The organism is Streptomyces sp. NPDC059564, from assembly GCF_042735575.1.
GTDB lineage: Bacteria > Actinomycetota > Actinomycetes > Streptomycetales > Streptomycetaceae > Streptomyces.
The window spans coordinates 1-7,606 of sequence record NZ_JBHWBP010000367.1 but is presented as its reverse complement, the minus strand read 5'-3'; the positions used below and the strand labels follow the sequence as shown (position 1 = coordinate 7,606).

General features: G+C 73.3%; 6 protein-coding genes. 1 reads left to right on the top strand and 5 read right to left on the bottom strand.

Features of this window, described 5'->3' with window-relative positions; all coding sequences use genetic code 11:
* Positions 1-201 precede the first annotated feature (201 nt).
* Both ACFV0Q_RS35305 and ACFV0Q_RS35300 read right to left on the bottom strand, forming a co-directional pair.
* Complete coding sequence (locus ACFV0Q_RS35305) at positions 202-648, bottom strand: SRPBCC family protein (RefSeq protein WP_385011173.1); 447 nt, start codon at positions 646-648, stop codon at positions 202-204.
* A 108-nt stretch (positions 649-756) separates the two neighbouring features.
* Positions 757-1,539: a metallophosphoesterase gene (locus ACFV0Q_RS35300; RefSeq protein WP_385011172.1), complete on the bottom strand. Its 783-nt coding sequence runs from the start codon at positions 1,537-1,539 to the stop codon at positions 757-759.
* A 264-nt stretch (positions 1,540-1,803) separates the two neighbouring features.
* Between ACFV0Q_RS35300 and ACFV0Q_RS35295 the strand changes: the two genes are divergently transcribed.
* Complete coding sequence (locus tag ACFV0Q_RS35295; RefSeq protein ID WP_385011170.1) at positions 1,804-3,600, top strand: AMP-dependent synthetase/ligase; 1,797 nt, start codon at positions 1,804-1,806, stop codon at positions 3,598-3,600.
* Positions 3,601-3,621: 21 nt separating this feature from the next.
* Here ACFV0Q_RS35295 and ACFV0Q_RS35290 read toward each other — a convergent pair whose 3' ends face one another.
* From ACFV0Q_RS35290 to ACFV0Q_RS35280, 3 genes are all read right to left on the bottom strand, one after another.
* Positions 3,622-5,238 carry a GMC oxidoreductase gene (locus ACFV0Q_RS35290; protein WP_385011168.1) on the bottom strand — a complete coding sequence of 539 codons (1,617 nt, stop codon included), beginning with the start codon at positions 5,236-5,238 and terminating at the stop codon, positions 3,622-3,624.
* A 121-nt stretch (positions 5,239-5,359) separates the two neighbouring features.
* The gene (locus ACFV0Q_RS35285) at positions 5,360-6,502 is read right to left on the bottom strand and encodes a glycosyltransferase family 4 protein (RefSeq protein WP_385011166.1); all 1,143 of its coding nucleotides are present in this window, start codon (positions 6,500-6,502) and stop codon (positions 5,360-5,362) included.
* 23 nt (positions 6,503-6,525) lie between these two features.
* The gene (locus ACFV0Q_RS35280; protein WP_385011164.1) at positions 6,526-7,560 is read right to left on the bottom strand and encodes a hypothetical protein; all 1,035 of its coding nucleotides are present in this window, start codon (positions 7,558-7,560) and stop codon (positions 6,526-6,528) included.
* Between the last annotated feature and the right edge of the window lie 46 nt (positions 7,561-7,606).

The following is a 7,606-nucleotide window of genomic DNA, read 5'->3' as shown; positions in this document are numbered from 1 at the left end:
GGTGGGCCCGGCCACGCGCACCGGCCCCGCCCCGCAGGCCGCCGGACGGAGTCCGGCGCAGCGGTGCGAAGCCGGGGAGGCCGCTCGCGGCCGAACCGCGCGAGGGGCGCGTCAAGGAGGCGTGGCCCGCCAGGGCCGAACCGCGCGAGCGGCGCGTCAAGGAGGCGTGGCGCGCCAGCGCTGAGCGGTGCGAGCGGCGCGTTAGGAAGGGCGGGCCTCGACGCGCTTCTTCAGGCCCGCCAGCGCCCGGTCGATGATGACCTTCTCCGCCTTGCGCTTGATCATGCCGAGCATCGGGATCTTGACGTCCACGGTCAGCTGGTAGGTGACCTCCGTGCTGCGGCCCCCCTCCAGCGGCGCCAGCCGGTAGGAGCCGTCCAGTTGCCGCAGCATCTGGGACTTGTCCAGGGTCCAGCTGACCTCGTCCGCGCCCGTCCAGCTGTAGGCCAGGGTGTGGTCGTCCTTGATCGCGCCCGCGTCGAGCAGCAGCCGCACCTTCGCCGCGCGGCCCTCGGCGTCGGTGGCCAGTACCTCGGCCTCCTTCACCTCGCCGGTCCACTCGGGGTAGCGGGCGAAGTCGGCGATCACGGCCATGACGTCGGCCGGCGCGGCCTCGATCGTGATGCTCGAGCTGGTGTGTTCCGCCATCGCGGTCGCTCCTCCGGGGAGTGTTCGACAAGTGTGCGGGCGGCCCCCGGCCGCCGCGTGAAGGCTACCGCGCGTGCGGGTCCCGCCACTCCAGCACCTCTCACCACGTCACCACTCCAGCGCCCACGGCCGCCCCGTGGCCGCGAAGTGGCCGACGTTGACGCATTCCGTGCCCCCGATCCGGACCCGGCGCGCCAGCGGCTGGTGGACGTGTCCGAACAGCGCGTACCGCGGCCTGGTCCGGCGGATGGCGGCCAGCAGGGCCTCGCTGCCCCGCTCGAAGCGGCGCGCGACGGTGTCGTAGCAGAGCTCGGGCACCTCCGGCGGAATGTGCGAGCACAGCACGTCGACCTCGCCCAGCGCCTCCACCTTGGCGGCGTACTCGTCCTCGTCGACCTCGTACGGCGTGCGCATCGGCGACGGCAGGCCGCCGCCGACGAAGCCGAAGACGCGGCCGCCGATCTCCACGCGCTGCCCGTCGAGGACGGTGGTGCCGGGTCCGGCGTACTCCGGCCACAGACCCGGGATGTCGACATTGCCGTAGGTGGCGTACGTGGGACTGGGGAAGGCGGCGAACATCCGGGCGTACTGGCGGCGTACGGCTTCCTCGATCAGCCGCTCCCTGTCCAGCCCGTCCCACAGGCTGCGGCCGAATTCCCTCGCCTCCGCGAACCGCTTCGCGGTGCGCAGTTCGACGATCCGGTCGGCGTTCTCGACGCCGAAGAGGTCGGGGAAGATGCCGCGCGAGTGGTCGGCGTAGTCGAGGAAGAGCACCAGGTCACCGAGGCAGATGAGGGCGTCGGCACCCTCTCCGGCCCGGGCGAGGGCCTCGGTGTTGCCGTGGACGTCGCTGACGACGTGGACCCGCGTACGACTCTTCGTGCCACCCATGCCGCCACCCTAGGGGCGCCGGAGGCCCACCCGGTAGAGGGGGGGTCGCAGGTGGCCGGACCTGCGGTTACTTCCGAGTCTCGAACCGGGTCGACTAGTGTCGGCAGGGCGGTTCCGAGTCCTGTGGCGTCTTGGCAATGTATGACGATGTACAGAATGTGACGCACGGAACATCTGGCCGGTTCCCTCTATCCGGAACCCACTACCGGTGGGTAACGTCCGGTCGGTCCACACGTGGCGATGGCGCCCAGAGGAGCAGCAGTCTTGCGCGAGTTCAGCCTTCCGGCCCTGTACGAGGTCCCTTCGGACGGGAACCTGACGGATCTCATCCGCCGCAACGCCGCCCAGCATCCCGACACCGCCGTCATGAGCCGCAAGGTCGACGGCCGGTGGCAGGACGTGACCGCGACGCAGTTCCTCGCCGAGGTGCGGGCCACCGCCAAGGGCCTGATCGCGGCGGGCATCGAGCCCGGCGACCGGGTCGCCCTGATCTCCCGCACCCGCTACGAGTGGGTGCTCTTCGACTTCGCGATCTGGAGCGCGGGCGCGGTCACCGTCCCCGTCTACGAGACCAGTTCCGCCGAGCAGGTCCAGTGGATCCTCGGGGACTCCGGCGCCGTCGCCGTCATCGTGGAGAGCCCGGCGCACAGCGCGAGCGTGGCCGCCCTGCGCGACCGGCTGCCGGAGCTGCGCGAGGTCTGGGAGATCGAGCAGGACGCCCTGACCGCGCTGAAGACCGCCGGCGCGCAGGTCACCGACGCCGAGGTGGACGCGCGCAGCGCCCTCGCGAACGCCGACGACCCGGCGACGATCGTCTACACCTCGGGCACCACCGGCCGCCCCAAGGGCTGCGTGCTGACCCACCGCAACTTCTTCGCCGAGTGCGGCAACGTGGTGGAGCGCCTGAGCCCGCTGTTCCGCACCGGCGAATGCTCCGTGCTGCTCTTCCTGCCCGCCGCGCACGTCTTCGGGCGCCTGGTGGAGGTGGCCGCCGTACTGGCGCCGATCCGCCTGGGCTGCGTACCGGACATCAAGAACCTCACCGACGAGCTGCAGTCCTTCCGGCCCACGCTGATCCTCGGCGTGCCGCGCGTCTTCGAGAAGGTCTACAACTCGGCGCGCGCCAAGGCCCAGGCCGACGGCAAGGGCAAGATCTTCGACGCCGCCGCCGAGACGGCGATCGCGTACAGCCGCGCCCTGGACGCCCCGGGCGGCCCGTCCTTCGGGCTGAAGCTCAAGCACAAGATCTTCACGAAGCTGGTCTACAGCAAGCTCCACACGGTCCTCGGCGGACGCGGCGAGTACGCGATCTCCGGCGGCGCCCCGCTCGGCGAGCGGCTCGGCCACTTCTTCCGCGGCATCGGCTTCACGGTCCTGGAGGGCTACGGCCTGACGGAGTCCTGTGCGGCCACGGCCTTCAACCCGTGGGACAAGACGAAGATCGGTACGGTCGGCCAGCCGCTGCCCGGCTCCGTGGTGCGCATCGCGGACGACGGCGAGGTGCTGCTGCACGGCGAGCACATCTTCAAGGAGTACTGGAAGAACGAGTCGGCCACCGCCGAGGCGCTGGCCGACGGCTGGTTCCACACCGGTGACGTCGGCACCCTCGACGAGGACGGCTACCTCGCGATCACCGGCCGCAAGAAGGAGCTCATCGTCACGGCGGGCGGCAAGAACGTCGCCCCCGCGGTGATCGAGGACCGGATCCGGGCGCACGCGCTGGTCGGCGAGTGCATGGTCGTGGGCGACGGGCGGCCGTTCGTGGCGGCCCTGGTCACCATCGACGAGGAGTTCCTGGGCCGCTGGGCCGCCGAGCACGGCAAGCCGGCCGGGGTGACGGCGGCGGAGCTGCGCGAGGACGCGGAGCTGATCGCCGCCGTGCAGAAGGCCGTGGACGATGGCAACGCGGCGGTTTCCAAGGCGGAATCGGTGCGGAAATTCCGCATTCTCGGCTCCCAGTTCACCGAGGAGTCGGGCCACATCACGCCCTCGCTGAAGCTCAAGCGGAACGTGGTGGCCAAGGACTTCGCGGACGAGATCGAAGCGCTGTACCGGGGTTAGGGACGGGCCGGGGGCAGCGGGTCAGCGCGGGTCCTCGGCGAGGATCCGCGCCATGTTCCGCTCGGCGAGGGCGGTGATGGTGACGAACGGGTTCACCCCGAGCGAGCCGGGCACGAGCGAGCCGTCGACCACGTAGAGCCCCCGGTAGCCCTTGGCGCGGCCGTACGCGTCCGTCGCGTCGCCGAGGACGCAGCCGCCGAGCGGGTGGTAGGTGAAGTCGTCGGCGAAGGCCTTGTTGTCGCCGAAGAGGTCGTAGCGGTAGATCGTGACGTTCCTGCGGTTGATGCGGTCGAAGAGGTTCTTGGCGGCCTGTACGGACGGGGTGTTCTGGTCCCGCCGCCAGTTGAGCCGCGCCGAGTCGGTGGCGGCGTCGTAGGTGAAGTGGCCGCGCTCCGGGTTCCTGGTGATGGCCAGGTACATCGAGATCCAGTGCTCGAAGCCCATCGGGAGCGGGGCGATCTCCGCGAAGACGGGGTTGGCGGCGTTGTCCCAGTCGTCGATGCCCAGGGCGGGCATGGTGGCCTGGTTGGCGCCGACCGTGTCCCAGAGGTGGTTGGCGCGGGCCGTCATGACGTTGCCGTTGTGGCCCCAGCCGAGCCCGACGCGGTCGCTGAGCGCGGGCAGGGTGCCGGTCTCGCGGGCGCGCAGCAGGATCTCGGTGGTGCCGAGGCTGCCGGCGCCTAGGAACAGCTGTTTGCAGCCGAGTTCGCGGACCTGGGTGACGCGTCCGGTGAGGTCGCTGGTGCGGACCGTCAGGACGTAGCCCCCGGCCGGGTCGGTGCGTACGCCGACCACGCGCTGCATGGTCTCGATGGTGACGTTGCCGGTGCCGAGGGCGGCGGCGAGGTAGGTCTTGTCGACGCTCTTCTTGCCGTGGTTGTTGCCGTAGATGACCTCGCCCGCGAGGGCGGACCGGGTGGCGGTGCCGGCGGCCTCGCGCCGCATGTAGCCGAAGTCGTAGACGTTGGGCACGAACGTGGTCTTCAGGCCGGTGTTCTGGGCGTGCTTGCGGGAGATGCGGGCGAAGCGGTACCACTCCGTGGACTCGAACCAGGCGGGGTCGATGTCGTTGACGCCGAGCATGGCGCGGGCGCGCGGGTAGTAGGTCCCGTACATCTCGTCGGCGTCGACCTGGGGCAGCACCTCGGTGAAGTACGAGCGCCTCGGGGTGGGCGCCATCCCGCCGTTGACCAGGGAGCCGCCGCCGACGCCCCGGCCGACGTAGACCGACATGTCGCCGTAGTTCACGCGGTCGAGGACGCCCGGGTACGGGCTGATGTCGCGGTTGACCACGTCCAGCCAGAGGAACTGGGCGAGCGGGGCCTCGGTGCGGTTGCGGAACCACATGGAGCGCTGGTCGGGCGCGGAGGTGGAGGGGAAGACCTTGCCGTCGGGCCCGGGGGTGTCCCACAGCCGCCCCATTTCGAGGACGACGGTACGCACCCCCGCCTGCCCGAGGCGCAGCGCGGCGACGGCGGATCCGTAGCCGGAGCCGACGACGATGGCGGGCGCGTACGGTGCGGCGGCGGGTTCGGCTGCGGCGGCCGACGAGAGCCCGATGCGGGTGAATCCGAGGGCCGCGGCGGTCTGGAGGGCGCCGATGCCCAATAGGTGACGACGCGTCAGGTTTGGTGTCATGGCCGCATCATGAGCGGATTCCGTCCAACCGGCCATAACCCGTACTGCCACGCATGTGAGTGACAGTCGGACATGGCGCGGCCGTAGCCGCGCGCCGCCCGGCACACGCCCCGGGGTACGCCTACAGCAGCGCGCGCAGGCGGTCCGCGAGGAGGTCCCAGCGCCACTTCTCCTCGACCCAGGCCCGCCCCCGCCCGCCCATGCGGCGGCGCAGCTCCGGGTCCTGGAGGAGGGCGACGATCCGCTCCGCGGCCTCGTCCGGGGCCCCGCCCCGCACCACCCAGCCGGTCTCCCCGTCGAGCACCGCGTCCGGCGCCCCGCCCGAGTCGCCCGCGACCACCGGCAGGCCGGTCGCGGAGGCCTCCAGGTACACGATCCCGAGCCCCTCCACGTCGAGCCCGCCCCGCCGGGTCCGGCAGGGCATCGCGAAGACGTCGCCGGCGCCGTAGTGGGCGGGCAGCTCCTCCCAGGGCACGGCCCCGGTGAAGACCACGGAGTCCGCGACGCCCGTACGCGTGGCCAGCGCGTGCAGGTCCGCCTCGTACGGGCCGCCGCCCACGATCAGCAGCACCGCGTCCGGCACGGCCGCCAGGATCCGCGGCATGGCCTCGATCAGCGTGTCCTGCCCCTTGCGCGGGACCAGGCGCGAGACGCACACCACCACCGGCCGGTCGGTCAGGCCGAGCCGGGCCCGGACCTCCGCGCCGCCCGATCCGGGGTGGAAGGTCTTCTCGTCCACCCCCGGCGGGAGCTGGACCATCCGGGCGGCCGCCCGGTCCGTGACGGCGGAGGCGATCCGCGAGCGCGTGTACTCCCCCAGGTAGGTCAGGGTGTCGGTGCCCTCGCCGATCCGCCGCAGCAGCTGCCGCGCGGCGGGCAGCTGCGCCCAGCCCGCCTCGTGCCCGTGCGTGGTGGCGACGAGCCGCCGCGCGCCCGCCCGGCGCAGCGCCGGGCCCATCAGGCCGAGCGGGGCCGCCGCCCCGAACCACACCGACTCGCAGCCGTGTTCGCGCAGCAGGGACACCGCCCGCCGGGTCACGCGGGGCGTCGGCAGCAGCATGGTGGTGCGGTCGCGCACCACGGGGAAGGGCTGCTCGGCGTCGAAGGCGGCGGTGGCCGCGCGGCCCTCCGCGCTGTGCTTCCAGGTGGAGGCGTAGACGACGACCTGCTCGGGGTCGAGGCGCAGCGCCATGTTGTGCAGGAAGGCCTGGATGCCGCCCGGGCGCGGCGGGAAGTCGTTGGTCACGATCAGCGTCTTGTGCATCGCTGCCAACGTACCGGACGGCGTCAGCCGAGCTCGTTGCGCAGGGCCTCCTGCCAGGCCCGCGTCAGACCCGGCAGGTCCGTGCCCAGTACGGTCTCCAGCGCGGCCGGCAGCGGCTCGCGGCCCGCCTGCTCGTAGAGGCGTACGAGCGCCGCCTCGCCCCACCGGCCGGCGACGAGCCGGCAGGCCAGCCAGGCGCCCTCGTACGCCCGGGCCATCGCCTCCTGGTCCCCGCCGAAGGCGAAGGCCGCGTCGGAGGGGAGGGCGCCCGGCAGCTCGCCCCGGCGCACGGCCCGGCCCAGCGCGGGCGCGGCCTTGGCGGGGGTGGCGGAGGTGCCCCGGTACGCTGCCCAGTCGGCGAAGCCCTCGGACAGCCACTGCGGGGTCGAGGCCGAGGTGGCGGCGCGGGTGGCGACGTGGGTGACCTCGTGGGTCAGGACGACGTCCCGGCCGGCCGCGCTGAGCTGCGCGTACCCCTCGGGGTTGATCACGACCCGGTCGGCGGGGGCGGGTCCGGCGCCCACCCGGCCGGTGGTGACGGCGCCCATGCCCCGGTACTCGGCGGCCGGCCGGCCCAGCAGCGCGGCCATCGCGTCCAGCGAGGCGGGGACCAGCACCACCACCCGCCGCGCCCAGTCCCGCGGCCAGGCGGCGCTCGCGGCGGGCACCGCCCGGTCGGCCTCCCCGGCGATGGCGGACAGTTCCGCGGCGGGGCGGCCCACGCCGAGCACCAGGGCGTGCTCGCCCCGCACCACCGTCACCGGCCCCTGGTCCCACGGCTGCGCCGGGGCGCCCGGGGCGGGCCGGTCCGCGGTGACCCGCCAGGCGGCGCCGTCCCGGGCCAGCTCGACCTCGCGGGCGGCCCCGGCGGGGGCCGGGTCGTAGCCGGCGAGCCGGTAGCGCAGTTCGGCCCGTACGAGGGCCCGTACGCCGTCCGGCCGGACCGAGGTGACCTCGTAGGACCAGCCCTCCAGCGGGATCCCGGCGAGCCGCTCGGGCGGCGTGCGCGACCAGGCGGCGACGGCCTCCCGGATCCCGGCGTCCGCCGGGTCGCGCACGTCCGGCCGCGCGCACCCCGCCCCCCCCCCCCCCCGCCCCACGCCC